A 19268-nucleotide genomic window follows, 5' to 3' on the forward strand; every position below is an offset into this window, starting at 1 on the left:
ATGTTCAAGCGTATGAAAGTGGTCACCAGCCTGCTGCTGGTGTTAGTGCTATTTGGTGCCTTACAGCTGGTTTCCGGCGGGCTTTTCTTCAATTCCTTGAAAAATGACAAAGAAAACTTTGCGGTTTTACAAGTCATCCGTCAGCAACAGTCGGTATTGAATGAAAGCTGGGTAAATCTGCTGCAAACACGTAATACGCTGAACCGTGCTGGCATCCGCTACATGATGGATGTGAATCACACGGGCAGTGGCCCGACAGTGAATGACCTTTTGGCTTCCGCCAAAGGCACATTGGGTGTGGCGGCGGAGCGTTTTAAAAGCTATGAACAAATCCCTTTGGATAGCAAACAAGACCCAGAATCAGCTAAAAAATTAAAACTGACTTACGACCAATACTTTGCCGCATTGACCGAACTGATTCAATTAATGCAAGCAGGGAAGATCAATGAATTCTTTGATCAGCCCACCTCCAGTTTCCAAAATGCTTTTGAACAGGATTACAACACTTACCTAACACAAAACGACCGTCTATACGCCTCTGTGGTGGAAGACAGCAACCGCTCCTTCACTTACGCGATGAGTGTGATTATTTTCGTGTTGATTGCGGTATTCGTCGTGATTGTCATTGTTTGGTTGGGTATGCAGCACATCTTAATTAACCCGCTGAAACACTTGATTGAGCATATCAAACATATCGCTAATGGTGATTTAACTCAGAATATTGAGGTGCATAGCCGCAATGAAATGGGCACCTTGGCCGCTAGCTTGAAACATATGCAATCTGAATTGATTACCACCGTCAGCGATGTCCGTTTAGGTGCCGATGCTATCTACAGCGGTGCATCAGAAATTGCCGCCGGTAACAATGATTTGTCAGCACGTACCGAACAACAGGCCGCATCACTGGAAGAAACCGCTGCCAGTATGGAGCAGCTCACTGCCACGGTGAAACAGAATGCTGAAAATGCTCGTCAGGCTAGCCAACTGGCATTGAGTGCATCAGAAACCGCGCAAAAAGGTGGGAAAGTTGTCGCCAACGTGGTGCAAACCATGCATGAAATTGCGGGAAGTTCGCAGAAAATTGCTGATATCACCAGCGTCATTGATGGTATCGCGTTCCAAACCAATATCCTGGCATTGAATGCCGCAGTTGAAGCTGCCCGTGCCGGTGAGCAAGGCCGTGGTTTTGCCGTTGTGGCGGGTGAAGTGCGCAATTTGGCTCAGCGCAGTGCGCAAGCAGCAAAAGAAATTAAAGGCTTGATTGAAGATTCAGTTAACCGTGTCGACATGGGGTCTGTGCTGGTGGAAAGTGCCGGTGAAACCATGGGCGATATCGTGAATGCGGTGACCCGTGTCACGGACATCATGGGCGAAATCGCTTCTGCCTCTGATGAACAAAGTCGGGGTATCGATCAGGTGGGTCAGGCGGTGACAGAAATGGACCGTGTGACACAACAAAATGCCTCTTTGGTAGAGGAATCTGCTTCCGCTGCCGCAGCACTGGAAGAACAAGCCAGTATATTAACCCAATCCATGTCCGTATTTGTCCTGCATATGGATAACGATAGCACCAAAAAAGATGTGAAAAAAACCAAGCAGCCGACACAGGATAAGAGCGGTACTGCTAAAAAAACACTGGGAAGTGACCTGCAAGATAATTGGGAAACTTTCTAACCCCCTACACAAAACATATACCCTAGATAATTCGAATTGCAGGAAGGCGGCAAGTGAGAAAGTCCCCAGGAGCTTACATGAGTAAGTGATTGGGGGGAACGAAGGCGGCCAACACCCCTGCAATTTGAAGTATGACGGGGATAGATAAAGCCGGCCAACGAGCCGGCTGAGAAGAGGTTACGATGTTTGGCCGAATCCGGATTTCTACCAGCTTTTTCCTGTTACTGATGTTGATTTGCTCGATACAGTTAATTTCAAGTGGTCTGTCATTTACTGCTTTTCGTTCAGACTATCAAAATTTAAATCGAGTGGATCTCAGTAGCCAGCAGCGGGATGCATTAAGCCTCAGTTGGGTATCCTTACTTCAGGCGCGTAATACCTTAAACCGGGCGGCGACTCGCTCGGCTCTCAAAGTCCCTCAGGAGCAAGTCAACGCGCTAATGGGTAATGCGCGTAGTTCACTACAGAAAGCGGATCTTTATTTTAATCAGTTTTTGGCTGTGCCTCGTCTTGATGAGAGTGATACCGGTGGTGAGTTGCTAGACGCGACCAAAAACAGTTATCAGAATTTACGCGTTTCCTTACGGGAATTAATCGATTTCCTGGAAGCCGGTAATTTACAGAGTTTTATGGATCAGCCCACTCAGAAAACCCAAGATCTGTTTGAAGCCGATTTTATGCAGTATTTGCAGTATGCCAATGAAGTGGTTGCGGATGCTGGCAGCCAGAACCAACAAGCTTACCACCTCTCCATGTGGATATTTGGTGGTGCGATTTTGATGGTGATAGTGATGGCGATTTCTGCGCTTATCTGGCTACGAACCATGTTTGTCACGCCGTTGAAGATTATGCGCGCCCATTTTGACCGGATTGCTCAGGGAGATTTATCCGGTCAGATTACTGTCTCTGGTCGCAATGAAATCAGTCAGATGTTTGCCAGTTTACGCACCATGCAACAGTCGCTTATCACCACTGTTAGTCATGTTCGCGATGGGACAGAATCCATGTTAACCGGGATTCAGGAAATATCTGCCGGTAACAATGATTTGTCCGCCAGAACCGAACAGCAGGCCGCTTCATTAGAGCAAACAGCAGCCAGTATGGAGCAACTGACGGCGACAGTGAAACAGAATGCTGATAATGCTCGTCAGGCCACACAACTGGCGCAAGAAGCATCGGGAACCGCCGCCAAAGGCGGTGAATTGACTGGCAGTGTGGTGAAAACAATGCATGATATCGCCACCAGTTCGCAGAAGATTGGTGCAATTACCAGTGTTATCGATGGTATTGCTTTCCAAACCAATATTCTGGCACTGAATGCTGCGGTTGAAGCTGCACGTGCGGGTGAACAAGGGCGTGGGTTTGCTGTTGTTGCCGGTGAAGTGCGCAATTTAGCCCAGCGCAGTGCGCAGGCAGCAAAAGAAATCAAAGGGTTAATCGATGAGTCGGTTAGCCGAGTTCGCCAGGGCTCCACACTGGTCGAAAATGCGGGTACCACCATGGAAGAGATTGTTCGCTCAGTGACTCGGGTAACCGACATTATGGGTGAAATTGCTTCCGCTTCGGATGAGCAAAGCCGAGGTATCGAGCAGGTTTCACTCGCGGTAACACAGATGGATCAGGTCACTCAGCAAAACGCCGCATTAGTGGAAGAGGCTGCAGCTGCAGCTAATGCACTGGAAGAGCAAGCAGGTATGCTCTCTGATGCCGTGTCTGTTTTTCGTTTGGAGCAATATAGCGACGGCGGGGAGGGGCAGGCAGCAGCGGGCAGTGGTCAGCAATTTGTTGTGAAAACAGCGGCTGCAAAGGAAACCCCAGATTGTCAAACGGTGTAACGAAAATGGCATGGTGGGGTGAGACTGCATGAAACCATCACCCCAAGAGTCTGGGTCTCCTCTGACCCAGATGATTCAACGGCTCCCGCTGTCGGATGTTCACTTCCGGCGCATTTGCCAACTTATTTACCAACGGGCTGGGATTGTTCTGGCCTCCCACAAACGGGAAATGGTCTATAACCGCCTGGTGAGGCGGTTAAGATTGCTGGGGATTGACGATTTTGGTCAATATTTGGCTTTACTGGAGACCGATCCTAACAGTGCAGAGTGGCAGGCATTTATTAATGCCTTGACCACTAACCTCACGGCATTTTTCCGTGAGGCGCACCATTTCCCGATACTGGCAGAGCATGCTCGCCAGCGGTCGGGGAATTATTCGGTCTGGAGTACCGCGGCCTCGACCGGTGAAGAGCCTTATTCCATCGCCATGACATTATGTGATGTATTGGGGAATCGGTCAGGTTCTTGCCAGGTATTAGCCAGTGATATTGATACACAAGTTCTGGAGAAAGCCACCAGCGGTGTGTATCGCCAAGATGAATTGCGTTCATTGTCGGCACAACAAATGCAGCGCTACTTCCTGCGTGGCACTGGCCCTCATCAGGGGCTGGTCAGAGTGCGCCCGGAGCTGGCCAATATGATTCAGTTTCAGCAATTGAATCTATTAGCACCCGAATGGGCACTACCGGGGCAATTTGATGCTATTTTTTGTCGTAACGTGATGATTTATTTTGATAAAGAAACGCAGGAGCGCATTCTGCGTCGCTTTGTCCCTTTGCTAAAACCCGGCGGCTTGATGTTTGCAGGCCATTCGGAGAATTTCAGTCAAATTAGTCGGGAATTCTATTTGCGCGGGCAGACCGTTTATGGACTGACCAAGGAGAGGTGATGAGTAAAATCAGAGTATTGTGCGTTGATGATTCCGCGTTGATGCGCCAGTTAATGACAGAGATTATTAACAGTCACCCAGACATGGAAATGGTTGCAGCAGCACCGGATCCGTTGGTTGCCCGTGATTTAATTAAAAAATTTAATCCGCAGGTGTTAACACTCGATGTTGAAATGCCGCGGATGGATGGTTTGGATTTTCTTGAGAAACTGATGCGGTTACGGCCAATGCCGGTGGTGATGGTGTCGTCATTAACCGGGAAAAACTCCGAGATAACCATGCGGGCGCTGGAGTTAGGGGCAATTGATTTTGTCACCAAACCTCAGTTAGGTATTCGGGAAGGAATGCTGGCTTACAGTGAATTAATTGCGGAAAAAATCCGCACCGCGGCTAAAGCTCGGTTACCTCAGCGTGGCCCAGAAAATGCACCGGTGATGCTGACACATACGCCGTTGCTCAGTAGCGAAAAGCTCATTGCAATCGGCGCTTCGACGGGGGGAACAGAAGCTATCCGTATGGTATTGCAGCCGTTGCCACCGACCAGCCCGGCCTTGTTGATAACACAGCATATGCCACCGGGTTTTACCCGTTCATTTGCCGAGCGGCTCAATAAATTATGCCAAATTACCGTGAAGGAAGCAGAAGACGGTGAGCGGGTATTGCCCGGACACGCGTATATTGCGCCCGGTGATCGGCACATGGAACTGGCACGTAGTGGGGCAAACTATCAGGTGCGCATCCATGACGGGCCTGCGGTTAATCGCCATCGTCCCTCGGTCGATGTGCTTTTCCGTTCAGTGGCACAGTATGCCGGGCGTAATGCGGTCGGTGTGATCTTGACGGGAATGGGCAATGACGGTGCAGCCGGTTTACTGGAAATGCATCGTGCAGGGGCTTATACCCTTGCTCAAAACGAAGCCAGTTGTGTGGTATTCGGTATGCCGCGAGAAGCCATTGGGATGGGCGGTGTTAATGAAATTCTGGAGTTGAATCAGATAAGCCAGCGGATGTTGGCACAGATTAGTAGCGGCCAAGCCCTGCGCATCTAATCCCCTCGTCCTTGACGTTGCAGCGGTGTTAGCCGCACGCACCCGAATCACTGACTTATGTAAGCTCTTCGGGATGTGTTTGTTTGCTGCCTGGCTGAAACGCCAATGTCTTTGGGGTGAGATCAGGTGTAAGTCGGTTTTGGTATTTAATCGCTCAGCGGTGAGCAACAAACCTTAGGAGTTGGTATGGCGGATAAGAATCTCAGATTTTTAGTGGTAGACGATTTTTCGACCATGCGTCGTATTGTCAGAAACCTGCTGAAAGAACTGGGTTTTAACAATGTGGAAGAAGCCGAAGATGGCGTAGACGCATTGAATAAATTACGAACGGGTGGTTTTGATTTTGTGGTTTCTGACTGGAACATGCCCAATATGGATGGTCTGGATCTGTTAAAAACTATCCGTGGTGATGGTGCTCTTGGTTCTCTGCCAGTTTTGATGGTAACTGCTGAAGCTAAAAAAGAGAATATCATCGCAGCAGCGCAAGCCGGTGCCAGTGGTTATGTAGTGAAACCTTTCACTGCCGCTACCTTGGAAGAGAAACTCAATAAGATCTTTGAAAAATTGGGTATGTAAGGAGGCGAGATGAGTAACCATCAAATGCCCGCAACAGATGCGGCATCAGCCAGTGATATAATAAGCCGTATTGGTCAATTGACGCGGATGTTACGTGACAGTCTGCGCGAGTTGGGTCTTGATCAGGCCATTGCTCAGGCCGCAGAAGCAATTCCTGATGCCCGTGACCGTTTGGACTATGTGGTTCATATGACGGCACAGGCTGCTGAAAGAGCATTGAACTGTGTTGAAGCAGCGCAACCGCGCCAGAATGAGCTGGAGTCATCGGCTAAGGCGCTTAAGGTTCGTTGGGATGAATGGTTTGCTAATCCAATCGAGCTGTCAGATGCCCGCGACCTGGTCACTGATACTCGTGAATATCTGGATGTCGTGCCGCAACACACCTCATTTACCAATGCGCAATTATTGGAAATAATGATGGCGCAGGATTTCCAAGACCTGACCGGTCAGGTTATCAAGCGCATGATGGATGTGGTGCAAGAAATTGAGAAACAGCTATTGATGGTATTGATGGAGAACATTCCTGATATGCCGTCAAAACCGCAAAAACCGGCTGACAGTTTACTCAATGGGCCGCAAATGGATAAAAATGGCGCAGGTGTCATTGCCAGTCAGGATCAAGTTGATGATCTGCTTGATAGCTTAGGTTTCTAAGCTGACTTACGCCCCTAAAATGCAGATGAGGGAGCCCTCGTCTGCTTTATTTATCTCTACGATAATCTCATTTGAGACACTCCCTGGCGGAGTGGCTCATTTCTTCCATTCTTTGGCCAATATTACCGCTCTCTCGGCATTGACTCGTCCGTAGCCGTACCATTTACTGTGGCCGTTTTCATCATATTGCCCGTTTTCCTCATCTATTTTGTCACAGCTATAGCGGATAATGTCTTTGACTTCATAATATTTCAGAGAGGGATTCACTGAGAGAATTAACGCAGCCACGCCAGCTGCGCCAGGACAGGCACTTGAGGTGCCACTAAATATCGTGGTGTAATTACCAAAAATATCCCCTGTGAATGTGTCGTCTGAACTATAGCCAGCCTCATGACGTATATCGGTGGTCCAGATGCCCTTGGTGAAAGGGGAGGGATGGCGCATGTGAGGCGCAGGGATGTCGCCGCTGGGGAAGGAGCACCAGAGTGCTTTGCCATAATCGCTGTAAACAGCACGTTTACTGCGGTCATTGCAGGCACCGACAGCAATCACCTGTTCATGGCTGGCGTAACCATCATTTTCGAGGGGTTCATTGCCGTTACCCGCGGCAAAAAAGATCACACATCCCTTACCTTCTCGACCATTTTTTACTGCATAATCAATGGCCTTACGGGTTAATGCTGGCATTGCGACGACGACATTATGCTCTGGAGCATCGGGATCAAGCCACAGGCCATCTACGGGCCCCCAACTGCAAGAGATAACATCCGCGCCATGTTCTGCCGCCCACGCAAAGGCGAAAGCTTCGCTCTGTGAGCCTAATCCTCCGGTATGCCGTATTGGCATCAGTTTAGCCTCGGGGGCCACGCCAGAAGCACCATAGCGGCCATCGGCACAGGCGACTCCGGCACAGGCGGTACCGTGGTTGTCGCCTATTCGCGGTGAAACATCTTGGTCTTCGTCTGGCAGGCTACAAGGATGGACAATTTTACCTTCGCGCCAAAATTCTGGATGGCCCAGATCGAACCCATCATCAATGACAGCAATCGTCGTACCTTTTCCCAAGGTGATTTTATGGGCGTTTTCAACATTCGCGCTAGCGTCAACATCAATCTCAGTTCGTACGATGGTTTTCTTTAAATGCCACTGATTAGGATGAATGGTTTTGGCTTTTTTATGATAAATTAATTCTGGATGACAATGTTCAATATCCTTACGATTTAAAATATTTTCGGCAAGTGTAAACGTGTCTTCACCCGTATTTTCCAATATTGAGACAAAATAAGAATTCCTAAGAAATGATATTTTATTTTTAATGGCAAGATTATATTTATCGATTATTTTTTCACAGTCATTCTCGGTTAAGTCATTTTTGAATTGAATAAAAAGGTTCTCGGTATAAATAACAGGTTCTTGATTTTCTTCATTAACAAAGGCATGTCCGGCGAACCTAACCTCCTTATTGTTAGCCATATTTTTCTTTATTTCGCTAACCCTACTTGCCGAGATTTTTAGGTTGACGACATAGGTGTCAGCATGGGCAATATTAAAAATAACCTCATATTGTATATCACTGTCGCCAATAATATTGACCATCATGTGGGTAAAGTCGGCCTCTTTATGCATTCTTATTATGAGTATATCAGTGGATTTTATTAGGCTGAATGTCTTGCGTTTATTGTCCAGAACATCATATGTAACGTCAAATTGTTTCATTTTGATTTCCTTTTAATAGGATGGCGCTGAGCTGGATTTTTTGTTTACTGCGCTTATAAATATGTTTTTAGATATGAATTATTTAGAGTCGCGGGTTGGCTGATTTTATATAACATATATTGGTGTGTTTCCGGTTATCAAAATCTGACAATAACTAGCCCGCTAACAGGGAGTTAAAGTGGTTTTGGTGTCGTCATCCGGCAAATAACCCCTCAATTATCACGTTGTTCAAGCCATAGACTTACTGAATGTTTGTCATCCTAAGCAACAATTTTGATATTTATCTCTTTCCCTGACTTGGGAACGCTTACGCTGAACAGGAAAACCTGCTGTGGCTGAAGATAGCGATGCAGAAAAAAGTGAGGAACCCACATCCCATAAGCTGGAGAAGGCCCGCGAAAAAGGCCAGATCCCGCGCTCGCGCGAACTGACCTCAATGCTGATGCTTGGGGCCGGTTTGTCTATTTTGTGGGTTTCGGGGGAATCGATGGCTCGCCAGTTGGCCGCTATGATTGCCCAAGGGCTGCACTTTGATCACGGTATCATCAGTGATGATAAGCAAATGCTACGGCAAATTGGCATGTTATTGCGCCAAACGCTAATAGCAATGATACCCATTTTTGCCGGATTGGTGATTGTGGCGCTGGCAGTCCCAATGCTGTTGGGGGGAGTGCTGTTTAGCGGCGAATCAATCAAATTTGACCTGAAGCGGATGAGCCCCATTGCGGGCTTAAAACGGATGTTTTCCTCTCAGGCATTGGCTGAGCTACTGAAAGCCATTTTGAAAGCGACGCTGGTTGGCTGGGTGACCGGCATATTTCTGTGGCATAACTGGCCAGATATGATGCGGTTAATGGCTGCACCGCCGGTGGCGGCTTTAGGGGATGCGCTCCACTTGATTATTTTTTGTGGATTGGTCGTGGTTTTAGGCCTCACCCCGATGGTCGCGTTTGATGTGTTTTTCCAAATAACCAACCATATTAAAAAATTGCGTATGACCAAGCAGGAAATACGTGATGAATTCAAAGATCAAGAAGGTGACCCGCATGTGAAAGGGCGCATTCGTCAACAACAACGGGCAATGGCCCGCCGGCGGATGATGGCTGATGTGCATAAAGCTGATGTGATTGTGACGAACCCGACTCACTATGCCGTCGCATTGCAGTACAACGAAGCAAAAATGAGTGCGCCCAAAGTTTTAGCGAAAGGAGCGGGGGCCGTTGCATTGCGTATCCGTGAACTGGGCGCTGAACATCGCATTCCTTTATTAGAAGCGCCACCACTGGCGAGGGCTTTATTCCGGCACAGTGATGTGGGCCAACATATTCCAGCCACCCTTTATGCCGCGGTGGCAGAAGTTCTTGCCTGGGTATATCAGCTGAAACGCTGGAAGCGGGAAGGTGGGCTAATCCCGAAAAAACCTGAACATCTGCCGGTACCGGAAGGTCTGGATTTTGCAACAGAGAGTGAGACTGACTAATGGCTAATTTGGCCGCCCTGCTTCGTTTACCGGGCAATTTCAAAGATACCCAGTGGCAAATTCTTGCCGGGCCAATCTTAATCTTAATGATCTTGTCGATGATGGTGTTGCCGCTGCCGCCTTTCATCCTTGATTTGTTGTTTACCTTCAACATTGCGCTGTCGATTATGGTGTTGTTGGTGGCCATGTTTACCCAGCGCACTTTAGATTTCGCCGCCTTCCCAACCATTCTACTGTTCTCGACATTATTGCGCTTATCCCTAAACGTAGCTTCCACCCGTATCATTCTGATGGATGGTCACACCGGTGCAGCGGCGGCAGGGCGCGTCGTTGAAGCCTTTGGCCATTTTCTGGTGGGCGGCAACTTTGCCATCGGTATCGTGGTCTTTGTCATTTTGGTTATCATCAACTTTATGGTTATTACCAAAGGGGCAGGGCGTATTGCCGAAGTTGGTGCACGTTTTGTTCTTGATGGTATGCCCGGTAAGCAGATGGCCATCGACGCCGACTTAAATGCCGGTTTGATTGGTGAAGACGAAGCGAAAAAGCGTCGTTCTGATGTCACACAGGAAGCGGATTTCTACGGCTCAATGGACGGGGCCAGTAAATTTGTTCGTGGTGATGCGGTCGCGGGGCTACTGATCATGGTGATTAACGTGGTCGGTGGCCTGTTAGTTGGCGTGCTTCAGCACAACATGGCTGTGGGTCATGCCGCCGAAACCTATACATTATTGACCATCGGTGATGGCTTAGTGGCGCAGATCCCAGCATTGGTCATCTCCACGGCGGCAGGTGTTATTGTTACCCGCGTGAGCACCGATCAGGATGTCGGCCAGCAAATGGTCACCCAGTTGTTCAACAACCCGCGGGTGATGGTTTTGAGTGCAGCGGTACTGGGTTTACTGGGTATGGTACCCGGAATGCCTAACTTTGTATTCCTGCTGTTTACTGCTGCATTGTTGGCATTAGCCTGGCGCTTGCGCGGTAAGCAATCTCAGCAACCGGTAGCGGCAGAAGCGCCAGTGGTGCAGGATAACCAGCAAGCCGCTGAAGCCACTTGGTCCGATGTTCAGTTGGAAGATCCATTGGGTATGGAAGTCGGTTATCGCCTGATTCCGATGGTCGATTTCCAGCAAAATGGTGAGTTACTCGGCCGAATTCGCAGTATTCGTAAAAAGTTTGCCCAAGAAATGGGTTATCTACCGCCAGTGGTTCATATCAGAGATAATCTGGAACTCCCGCCTGCCAGTTATCGGATATTAATGAAAGGGGTCGAGATTGGCAGCGGTGAAGCCCATCCGGGCCGCTGGCTGGCGATCAACCCGGGGAATGCTGTCGGGACATTGCCCGGCGAAGCAACCCATGACCCCGCCTTTGGTTTGGCGGCGGTATGGATTGAAAGTGCATTACGCGAACAAGCGCAGATCCAGGGCTTTACCGTGGTTGAGGCCAGTACGGTTGTTGCCACGCACTTGAATCATTTGATTAGCCAATATGCGAGTGATTTATTCGGACGTCAGGAAACACAGCAATTGCTGGACAGGGTTTCACAAGAAATGCCGAAACTGACAGAAGATTTTATCCCCGGAGTGGTGACTTTAACCACGCTGCATAAAGTGCTGCAAAACCTGTTAATGGAGCGGGTATCTATTCGCGATATGCGCACCATTATTGAGACACTGGCCGAGCATGCGCCAAATCAAACCGATCCTTATGAATTAACCGCTGTGGTGCGCGTTGCACTGGGGCGTTCAATTGCACAGCAATGGTTCCCCGGAACGGGCGAAATTCAGGTTATTGGGCTGGATGCAGCATTGGAGCGCTTGTTATTGCAGGCACTTCAAGGTGGTAGCGGCTTAGAGCCAGGTCTGGCTGATCGTCTCTTGGAACAATCCAAACAAGCACTGCAACGTCAGGAAATGCTGGGCGCACCGCCGGTATTACTGGTTAACCACGCGCTCCGTGCATTATTAGCGCGTTTCTTGCGCCGTAGCTTACCGCAGATGGTGGTGCTGTCTAACCTGGAAATTGGCGATAATCGCCAGATCCGTATGACTTCAACCATAGGAGCAGCCTGATGTTAACGCGTCTTTTTCCACTGATTCTAGGTGGTGTGCTTTCGCTGAGTATGTTGCCGCTGAATGCTGCGGCTTCAGGTACGTGGGTGGCAGATGATATTGGCATTACACAGAGTTTTCGCGGAGTGGCTATTTCCGCCAAACCGCTGCAATCACCGGTTGCACTGGCTCAAGAAAATGCGCGAATTGTGTCGGTAGGTTGGCGCTACCAATTAATGTCGGCAGCACCAGATGGTTTACAAGTTAAGTTGTGTACGCCGACCCGCTGTATGCCTCTTGAAGGAGGCAGCGGGCAAAGCCGCGGGCTGGCGGGGGAAGCGGCTGCTACTCAACTGACTTTTGTGTACTTTATTGCAGGAAAAGGGCGGGTAAATCCGCCACTTCAAGTGATTAGCAACCAAGTGATAGTCAATTATCGCTAAAATCCTATCGGAGAAAAGCAACCGTAGCACATTGGGATTGGCAAGGGAGGCCTGCTATTGAGTTCCTCGGCTTGGGCAGTTGAATGTGCAGACATCGCCATAACGCCGACAAAAACCAAGCTAAATAATAAACTTACACGCTGTTTTTCCATATTCCCTCCTTTAAACTAAGCCAGTATTTGCCTAGTCACGCCAGAGTAACGCATCGCGGAAAAAGAGAAAAAATCCTTTTTTATGTAGGCAGTAATAACGTCAGATAGGCGTGAAAATAAAGGAGGGAGTAGAACGTTCGCGCAGATTTAAACGCCGCTGTGCGGTAATTTAACTCTGCGGATGATTAAATTTTGTCGTATTTACTAATGGCAGAATGCTGTTAAATACCGATCTTCCGGCCCAGTAAACTGGCACCTTTAGAGTGACCATCTGGCCCATATAATGTCTGACCGTGGCGGGTATTCAGAACTGCCAGCGCCTGAGTGTTATGCTCAATATGCTGTTGCAGTAATAGCCCATTATGCAGGTTGCTGTATCGCAGTGTTTCGGCCAGCTCCAATACACGTTGCCAGCGGACGGCTAACTCATGCACGCTGCTGTACGGCGCTTGAATATTGATCGTTTTTTCGGTGGTGAGCCGGGTCTGGTCCAGATAAGCCAAGGTAGCCAAAATTGAACTTTTTTGTTCAGTGACACCTTGCAGCACCATGCCTTGAATCCGACCGGAGCACAGTAATTGCTGTTCTTGCGCTACTACAGTTTTTAGGGATTCAAGCAGTTCCAGCTGCTGGTCCATATTGGTTTGTAATCTTTCCACCACCACCTATCCTTTTACGGTTAACGATTGTTTTATGTTTAGCTATTCTTCAGATCATCTGCGACATTTCTGAGCAAAGCATCGGCAATTTTACCGGTGTCCATGGTCAGTTGGCCTGAACGAATCGCCTGTTTTAAGGTTTCGACACGTTCTACATTGATGTCCTGACCACCCGGCTGCATCAATTTCGCCTGCGCATCACTCAATTTAACCTCAGTACCACTCACCGGCGTTTTTGTCTGGGCAGACTGTTTCCGCGTTTGCTGCGCAATATCACTGGTTTCCCGTGGTTGCACTTGTGTTATCGGTAATAACGGCTGGGTGCGATCAATACTCATATGGTGTTGCTCCCTTTATTGCGGGATTGACGTTTAACGCCCCGCGAGACTTTTATCTTTCAGCAAAAAAATGGCGGGATTGTCACTGTTTAACCCGCAAATAACTGCATACCAGGGTTATCGGCAAAGGTTAAAAAAACTTTAATCACTATAATATTATCTTAATTATACCATCGTCAGACACGGTGCCACTGACGATTTGACCTGACGCCATGCGCACCCGGACATTATCTTGCACTGCGGCGTTGTTCATGGCTTTGCCACTGCCGTTAACATTAAACCCGTCGCCCTGCGCTAAGACCTGCACATATTGCCCTGCTTTGACTACCCACAGGCGGCGCAACATATTGCGAGTCAGCGGCTGGCCAGCATTGATTTGCCGTAAACTGACCGCGCCTTGAGCAAAACTGGGTTCTAATAGCGCGCCAGGGGGCAGGGTATCAAGCCGGCCTTGTTTCATTTCAATATCCTGCGGCGTGATTTTTGCACCCGCTGTCAGTTGACGGGCAGCCACAGCATACTGGCCACTGACCTGTACTTGGGTCTGGATAAAACGCCGTAAACCCTCGCACCGCACTGACAAACTGATATTCCCCCAAGGACGAGCATTGGCAGGCAGTGTGATTTCTGGCATCTCGCATTGTGGCCATTGGCTTTGCGGGGTTTTGATAATGACATTAATCTGGCTGTTTTTATCGGGATATTGCTGGTGGAAGAATTGATTTACCTGCACAGATAAATCTGCGGCCATCGCCTGATGGGTCAATGTCTGACTCATAAACAGTAGCCCTAAAGCTAAGGTTAGGGTGTCATTTCTTTTCATTGCCATCAATATTATCTCCGCCCACACAACCCGGTAGTGCCAGGGAATCCCCTTTTGCACACTAGTGTACCTGTACCTCGACAAGGCTAAGGGGACAAATAGCGACGCATTTTGCTCTTATTCTGACGATAGGCTTCCCTGCACGGCGTTTATGCTGTCGACTCCAAATTCTAACCTTGCGGGGGGACTATGCTCGACAAACTGGACGGTGCTCTGCGTTTTCAACAAGAGGCGCTTAATTTGCGTGCGCAACGACAGGAGATCCTGTCGTCCAATATTGCCAATGCGGATACGCCCGGCTTTCAGGCACGTGATATTGATTTCTCCAGCCAACTGAAAAAAGTAATGGAGCAAGGACGTGTCAATGGCACCGGGGTGTCACTCAGTTTAACGTCAGCCCGTCATATCCCTGCAAGTACAGTTCAGCCGCCTGACTTGGATCTATTATTCCGGGTGCCAGACCAGCCATCAATGGACGGTAACACGGTAGATATGGACCGCGAACGTACCAATTTTGCCGATAACAGCCTGAAATATCAGACCGATTTGACCGTTCTAGGCGGTCAGATCAAAGGGATGATGTCAGTGTTACAACAAGGATAAGACGGATGTCTTTACTGAATATTTTTGATATTGCCGGTTCAGCATTATCAGCTCAGTCGCAGCGGATGAACGTCAGCGCCAGTAATATGGCTAACGCCGACAGTGTGACAGGCCCGGATGGTCAGCCCTACCGCGCTAAGCAAGTGGTGTTTCAGGTTGCGGCTCAGCCGGGACAAGAAACTGGCGGTGTGCGCGTTGCACAAGTCATTGATGACCCGGCACCGGATCGTTTGGTCTTTCAACCCGGTAACCCACTGGCAGATGCCAAGGGGTATGTCCGTATGCCGAATGTTGATATCACTGGCGAGATGGTGAATACCATCTCAGCTTCGCGCAGTTATCAGGCCAATGTTGAAGTGTTGAATACGACGAAATCATTGATGCTCAAAACGCTGACATTGGGTCAATAACAGGAGCCTATACACATGGCTATTACCAATTCCCTGACTGATAGTGATTACGGGATTAACAGCACTAGCGGCACCGGTTCTACCAGCGGCAGCACCAGCCAGGATCTGCAAAACAGTTTCCTGACGTTGTTGGTGGCACAGTTGAAAAATCAGGACCCGACCAACCCAATGCAAAACAACGAGTTGACTACGCAATTAGCGCAGATCAACACCGTGAGCGGTATTGAAAAGTTGAATACCACACTGGGTTCTATCTCCGGTCAGATTGATAGTAGCCAATCTCTGCAAGCTAGCAGCCTGATTGGTCACGGTGTAATGATTCCGGGTACCAATGTGTTAGCGGGTAGCAAAGACGGTGTTGTAACCACCACCCCATTTGGTGTGGAGCTGGAGCGCGCTGCCGACAAAGTGACGGCGACTATCAGTGACAGTAACGGCGTGGCCGTACGCACCATTGAGATTGGCGGTTTGACGGCGGGGGTGCATGCCTTTACCTGGGATGGCTCGGTGGAGGCCGGTGGCAATGCGCCGGATGGCGCTTATACCGTCACGATTACCGCCACTAATGGCGGCGCATCGGTGGTGGCGACACCATTGAGCTACGCCATTGTTAATGGTGTCACCCGTGGTAGCGATGGTTCCAAATTAGATCTTGGTATGGCGGGTACCATCACGATGGATAAAGTCCGTCAGATTTTGTAAGCCGGTTATACCCGTCACACTTCAAGCTGCATGTGCGTTGGCTACGTTTAATAACCCGAATCACTTACCACAGTAAGCTCATCGGGATTATCTCACTTGCCGCCTTCCTGCAACTCGAATTGTTTAGGGTATATGTCGTCCCAAACGGCAGCAAGAACAAGAAGTAGCAAAAAACATTAGGGTGAGCCAAGGATTCGAACGGATTCACCATCATTTTTTAAAAATAGCGTTTGATATGTCATCAATGCTCAAGGTCTTTCACGGACCCCGAATCTCACGGAGAAGAAAATGGGCTTTTCTCAAGCAGTCAGCGGTTTGAACGCAGCGTCCAGTAATCTGGATGTGATCGGTAACAATATCGCCAACTCGGCGACCTCAGGTTTCAAAGCCGGCTCAGTTTCTTTTGCCGATATGTTCGCCGGCTCTCAGACCGGGATGGGCGTTAAGGTTGCGGGGATTACTCAGGACTTTAACGACGGCACCACTACCACCACCAACCGCCGTCTGGATTTAGCTATTAGCCAAAATGGTTTCTTCCGGATGCAAGACAGCACCGGCGGTATATTCTATGCCCGCAACGGCCAGTTTAAGTTGGATGAGAACCGCAATATCGTCAATATGCAGGGCCTCAACCTGACAGGTTACCCGGCAACAGGGACGCCGCCGACAGTACAACAAGGCGCCAACCCGGTTCCATTGTCTATTCCGCAGGGCATGATCCCAGCCAAAGCCACCACCTCCGGCAATATGGTGGCTAACTTGACGTCGACGCACAATATTATTCCAGCCGAGACTACCAGCAGTGCGGGGGTCACTACCCCGACGTTTGATCCCGATAAACCTGATACCTATAGCTTTGTGAATAACATTACCACCTTTGATAGCCTGGGTAACCGCCATGAAATCAACGTGTTCTATGTTAAGCGCTCCGAAGACGCCGTAAATGGTAACTCTTGGGATGTTTACACTCGCGATAGCAGCGCTGTTCCAGCACAAGTTGCCGAGAGACGCGGTTCCATGCGTTTTGATACTAACGGTGCATTGGTTGAAACCACCAATCCGGTGATAACCCCACCGGCTACCACACCGGTGGAAACCCCAACAACCGTGCCTTTCACCTTGACCATCCCAATGGGGATAGTTAATGGTGCACCGGCACAAGATTTCGCGCTGAATGTGGCGGGCAGCAAGCAGCAAAATACTGGTACCGACAGCATCGTTACCCAAAACCAAACCGGCTATGCAGCGGGTGAGTTCACTGGCTTCCAGATCAATAACGACGGCTCGGTGGTCGGGACTTATTCAAACCAGCAGACCCAATTGCTGGGCCAGATCGTGATGGTCAACTTTGCTAACCCAGAAGGGTTGTCATCTGAGGGCAATAACGTCTGGAAAGAAACCCTTTCCTCTGGGAACGCGATTCTTGGGACTGCGGGCAGTGGTGGTTTTGGCACATTGACCAGTGGCGCATTGGAATCCTCTAACGTGGATTTGAGTAAAGAACTGGTGAACATGATTGTGGCGCAGCGTAACTATCAGTCGAACGCGCAGACCATCAAAACCCAGGATCAGATCTTACAAACTCTGGTTAACCTGCGTTAATCGCACTGACGGGACTCGCTCATGGATCACGCAATATATACCGCAATGGGGGCTGCCCGGCAGTCACTCGAACTGCAAGCGGTTACCGCTAATAACCTGGCTAACGCCTCGACGCCGGGTTTCCGCGCGCAGTTGGCGGCGATGCGGGCCGTACCTATTGATGGGCCAAGTATGGCCACGCGCACTATGGTCACGGCGTCAACCCCTGGGGTAGATATCAGTCAGGGGACGATGAACTACAGCGGCCGCCCGTTGGATGTGGCCTTGCAGCAGGATGGCTATTTAGCGGTTCAACTGCCCGATGGCACTGAGGCCTATACCCGTAACGGGAATATTCAGATTTCAGCTGATGGGCAGATGACTGTGCAGGGTTATCCATTAATGGGTGACAACGGCCCGATTGATGTCCCCCCTCAGGCGGCGATCACCATTGCTGCGGATGGCACTATTTCGGCACTGAACGCCGGTGACTCACCGAACACCATTGCTCAGTTGGGGCAGATTAAACGGGTGCGAGCCACTGCCGGTGAAGTGATGCACGGCGATGATGGTTTGTTCCATTTGACACCCGAGACACAGCAGGCGCGTGGTGCTCAGTTGGCTAATGACCCGCTCATCAAGGTGATGCCGGGGGTGCTGGAGGGCAGTAATGTGAAAGCGGTTGAAGCGATGACCGACATGATTGCCAATGCCCGCAGTTTCGAAATGCAGATGAAAGTCATTCACAGCGTGGATGAAAACGAACAGCGCGCTAACCAGCTGTTAGCAATCAGCTAAGCGCATAGGCGCAGAGGAATAAACTGATGATCCGATCACTCTGGATTGCCAAAACCGGCTTGGATGCACAGCAGACCAATATGGACGTTATCGCCAACAACCTGGCGAACGTCAGCACCAATGGCTTTAAACGTCAGCGGGCGGTGTTTGAAGATTTGTTGTACCAAACGATACGTCAACCGGGAGCACAATCTTCCGAGCAGACCACCTTGCCATCGGGTTTGCAGATTGGTACCGGTGTTCGTCCGGTCGCCACTGAGCGTTTACACAGCCAGGGCAACTTGTCCAAAACCGATAACACCAAAGATGTGGCTATCAAAGGCGAAGGGTTCTTTCAGGTGCAGATGCCTGATGGCACCAATGCCTATACCCGCGACGGTTCTTTCCAGGTTGACCAAAATGGCCAACTGGTGACGGCCAGTGGTTTTCAGGTTCAACCCGCTATCACTATTCCGGCGAATGCTCTGAAAATGACGATTGGTCGTGACGGTATCGTCAGTGTCACCTTGCAGGGGCAAACCGCCACGCAGCAAGTTGGACAACTGACTTTGACCACGTTCATTAACAACAGTGGCCTGGAAAGTGTCGGTGAAAACTTGTATCAGGAAACCGCCAGTTCCGGTGCGCCGAATGAAACAACGCCGGGCCTGAATGGCGGCGGCTTGTTGTATCAGGGGTATGTTGAGACTTCTAACGTCAATGTGGCGGAAGAGTTGGTCAATATGATCCAGACGCAACGCGCCTATGAAATCAACAGTAAAGCGGTTTCAACTTCAGATCAGATGTTGCAAAAACTGACACAGCTGTAAATCCGCTCTCGGGGGGCAAC

Annotated in this window: 19 protein-coding genes; 15 read left to right on the forward strand and 4 right to left on the reverse strand. The window is 49.5% G+C overall.

Annotated features, from left to right (window positions below; translation table 11 throughout):
• From DX162_RS14275 to cheZ, 6 genes are all read left to right on the forward strand, one after another.
• Nucleotides 1-1674: a methyl-accepting chemotaxis protein gene (locus DX162_RS14275; protein ID WP_004392133.1), complete on the forward strand. Its 1674-nt coding sequence runs from the start codon at nt 1-3 to the stop codon at nt 1672-1674.
• 182 nt (nt 1675-1856) lie between these two features.
• The gene (locus DX162_RS14280) at nt 1857-3509 is read left to right on the forward strand and encodes a methyl-accepting chemotaxis protein (RefSeq protein ID WP_004392134.1); all 1653 of its coding nucleotides are present in this window, start codon (nt 1857-1859) and stop codon (nt 3507-3509) included.
• Between the two features lie 28 nt (nt 3510-3537).
• Nucleotides 3538-4398, forward strand: a complete 861-nt coding sequence (gene cheR / locus DX162_RS14285) for a protein-glutamate O-methyltransferase CheR (protein ID WP_032820647.1) — start codon at nt 3538-3540, stop codon at nt 4396-4398.
• Nucleotides 4398-5447 (forward strand): protein-glutamate methylesterase/protein-glutamine glutaminase, encoded by a 1050-nt coding sequence (locus DX162_RS14290; protein WP_004392135.1) that lies wholly within the window; start codon nt 4398-4400, stop codon nt 5445-5447. Before cheR ends, DX162_RS14290 begins: the two co-directional genes overlap by 1 nt.
• Nucleotides 5448-5633: 186 nt before the next feature.
• On the forward strand, nt 5634-6023 hold the full coding sequence (gene cheY / locus DX162_RS14295; protein WP_032820649.1) for a chemotaxis response regulator CheY: 390 nt from the start codon (nt 5634-5636) through the stop codon (nt 6021-6023).
• 9 nt (nt 6024-6032) lie between these two features.
• The gene (gene cheZ, locus DX162_RS14300) at nt 6033-6677 is read left to right on the forward strand and encodes a protein phosphatase CheZ (protein ID WP_004392137.1); all 645 of its coding nucleotides are present in this window, start codon (nt 6033-6035) and stop codon (nt 6675-6677) included.
• A gap of 96 nt (nt 6678-6773) precedes the next feature.
• On the opposite strand, the gene DX162_RS14305 is transcribed toward cheZ, so the two are convergent.
• Nucleotides 6774-8393, reverse strand: a complete 1620-nt coding sequence (locus tag DX162_RS14305; protein WP_032820651.1) for a S8 family peptidase — start codon at nt 8391-8393, stop codon at nt 6774-6776.
• A 331-nt stretch (nt 8394-8724) separates the two neighbouring features.
• Here DX162_RS14305 and flhB point away from each other — a divergent pair, with 331 nt between their 5' ends.
• Genes flhB through DX162_RS14320 form a run of 3 tightly spaced genes read left to right on the forward strand, consistent with a single transcriptional unit; the run spans nt 8725 to nt 12373 of the window.
• Nucleotides 8725-9873 (forward strand): flagellar biosynthesis protein FlhB, encoded by a 1149-nt coding sequence (gene flhB / locus DX162_RS14310; RefSeq protein WP_032820652.1) that lies wholly within the window; start codon nt 8725-8727, stop codon nt 9871-9873.
• On the forward strand, nt 9873-11951 hold the full coding sequence (flhA, locus tag DX162_RS14315; protein ID WP_049556973.1) for a flagellar biosynthesis protein FlhA: 2079 nt from the start codon (nt 9873-9875) through the stop codon (nt 11949-11951). Before flhB ends, flhA begins: the two co-directional genes overlap by 1 nt.
• Nucleotides 11951-12373, forward strand: coding sequence for a flagellar protein FlhE (locus DX162_RS14320; RefSeq protein ID WP_032820654.1), 423 nt, complete (start codon nt 11951-11953; stop codon nt 12371-12373). The genes flhA and DX162_RS14320 overlap by 1 nt, the downstream gene beginning before the upstream one ends.
• 373 nt (nt 12374-12746) lie before the next feature.
• On the opposite strand, the gene DX162_RS14325 is transcribed toward DX162_RS14320, so the two are convergent.
• The 3 genes from DX162_RS14325 to flgA form a co-directional block, all read right to left on the reverse strand.
• Entirely contained in the window at nt 12747-13187 is a 441-nt protein-coding gene (locus DX162_RS14325; RefSeq protein ID WP_032820656.1) for a flagella synthesis protein FlgN, read from the reverse strand.
• A gap of 35 nt (nt 13188-13222) precedes the next feature.
• Nucleotides 13223-13522 (reverse strand): flagellar biosynthesis anti-sigma factor FlgM, encoded by a 300-nt coding sequence (gene flgM / locus DX162_RS14330; RefSeq protein ID WP_004392142.1) that lies wholly within the window; start codon nt 13520-13522, stop codon nt 13223-13225.
• Nucleotides 13523-13670: 148 nt separating this feature from the next.
• On the reverse strand, nt 13671-14351 hold the full coding sequence (gene flgA / locus DX162_RS14335) for a flagellar basal body P-ring formation chaperone FlgA (protein ID WP_032820657.1): 681 nt from the start codon (nt 14349-14351) through the stop codon (nt 13671-13673).
• A 183-nt stretch (nt 14352-14534) separates the two neighbouring features.
• Between flgA and flgB the strand changes: the two genes are divergently transcribed.
• The 6 genes from flgB to flgG all read left to right on the forward strand — a co-directional run bounded on the left by flgB (nt 14535) and on the right by flgG (nt 19248).
• Nucleotides 14535-14948, forward strand: coding sequence for a flagellar basal body rod protein FlgB (gene flgB, locus DX162_RS14340; protein WP_004392144.1), 414 nt, complete (start codon nt 14535-14537; stop codon nt 14946-14948).
• Between the two features lie 5 nt (nt 14949-14953).
• Entirely contained in the window at nt 14954-15358 is a 405-nt protein-coding gene (gene flgC / locus DX162_RS14345; RefSeq protein WP_004392145.1) for a flagellar basal body rod protein FlgC, read from the forward strand.
• A 15-nt stretch (nt 15359-15373) separates the two neighbouring features.
• Nucleotides 15374-16060: a flagellar hook assembly protein FlgD gene (flgD, locus tag DX162_RS14350; RefSeq protein ID WP_004392146.1), complete on the forward strand. Its 687-nt coding sequence runs from the start codon at nt 15374-15376 to the stop codon at nt 16058-16060.
• A gap of 288 nt (nt 16061-16348) precedes the next feature.
• Nucleotides 16349-17662, forward strand: coding sequence for a flagellar hook protein FlgE (gene flgE / locus DX162_RS14355; protein WP_004392147.1), 1314 nt, complete (start codon nt 16349-16351; stop codon nt 17660-17662).
• A 21-nt stretch (nt 17663-17683) separates the two neighbouring features.
• Entirely contained in the window at nt 17684-18439 is a 756-nt protein-coding gene (locus tag DX162_RS14360) for a flagellar basal body rod protein FlgF (protein WP_004392148.1), read from the forward strand.
• Between the two features lie 26 nt (nt 18440-18465).
• Nucleotides 18466-19248, forward strand: a complete 783-nt coding sequence (gene flgG / locus DX162_RS14365) for a flagellar basal-body rod protein FlgG (protein ID WP_004392149.1) — start codon at nt 18466-18468, stop codon at nt 19246-19248.
• Nucleotides 19249-19268 lie beyond the last annotated feature (20 nt).

The sequence above is a fragment of the Yersinia kristensenii genome, from assembly GCF_900460525.1.
GTDB lineage: Bacteria > Pseudomonadota > Gammaproteobacteria > Enterobacterales > Enterobacteriaceae > Yersinia > Yersinia kristensenii.